This is a genomic window from Streptomyces sp. NPDC042336, from assembly GCF_055581985.1.
The window spans coordinates 1-1,061 of sequence record NZ_JBVJEA010000117.1; the positions used below are offsets into that span (position 1 = coordinate 1).

General features: G+C 70.3%; 1 protein-coding gene. It reads right to left on the minus strand.

Features of this window, described 5'->3' with window-relative positions:
* Window positions 1-952, minus strand: a 952-nt coding sequence (locus tag ACZ6IM_RS42715; RefSeq protein ID WP_267717423.1) for an IS481 family transposase, incomplete at its 3' end; no start/stop codon positions are given.
* Between the last annotated feature and the right edge of the window lie 109 nt (window positions 953-1,061).

A 1,061-nucleotide genomic window follows, 5' to 3' on the forward strand; every position in this document is an offset into this window, starting at 1 on the left:
TGTGTTGTTCGGGGAGGTTGGTGACGCGGCTGGCGGGGGTTTGGCCTGCGATGCCGGTGTGGGGTCGGTGGTAGTTGTACCAGTGCAGCCAGTGGGTGAACGCTTCCCTGCGTTCGTGGTCTGAGGTGTAGGGCTTCTGGTAGGCCCATTCGTCGAGCAGGGTGCGGTGGAAGCGTTCGACCTTGCCGTTGGTCTGCGGGCGCCAGGGCCTGGTCCAGCGGGGGCTGATGCCCAGCTGGCGGCAGGTCTGGCGCCAGGTGTTCTTGCTGTAGGCCCAGGCGTTGTCGGTCAGGACGCGCTCGACGGTGACGCCGTGGGCGGCGAACCAGGTGGTCGCCCGTCGGAGAAACGCCGCACAGGTCGGGGCGGTTTCGTCGGCCAGGTCCTCGGTGTAGGCGAGGCGGGAGTGGTCGTCGAGGGCGGTGTGGAGGTAGGCGAAGCCGACGCCGTTGGTGCGGCTGCGGTGGCCCTCGGCCCGGCCGAGGGCCTTGTGGCCGCCGCCATCGGGGATCCGGCCGAGCTTCTTGACGTCGATATGGACCAGCTCGCCCGGCCGGGCGCGTTCGTAGCGTCGTACGGGCTCGCCGGTGGCCCGGTCGCAGGCCGCGAGGACCGGCAGGCCATGCCGCTGGAGGATCCGGTGGGCGGTCGAGGGGGCGATCCCGCATCGGACGGCCAGTCGCAGCGGGCCAATGCGGTGTTCCTGCCGCAGGCGCACGACCTGTTCCTCCACCGTGGCCGCTGTCCTTCGGGGCTGGTGGCGGGGACGGCTGGAGCGGTCCTGCATGCCGGCCTCGCCGTGCAGCCGGTAACGGCCCGCCCAGCGTGCAGCGGTGGTGTGACTGACCTGGAACCGTTCTGCTGCGCGTCGCAGCGGCCAGTGGTCGTCCACGACGCACCGGGCCAGACGCAACCGCCCCGTCGGGGTCAGTGGGGCATTACGGTGGGACACGAGGGCCTCCTGCGGTCGGGCGTGAATGTCGCAATCCACACCGAACCCAGAAGGCCCTCACCCGTTCAAGCACCCAGCACGCGTGTCACCAACGTCCCGGGACAACACA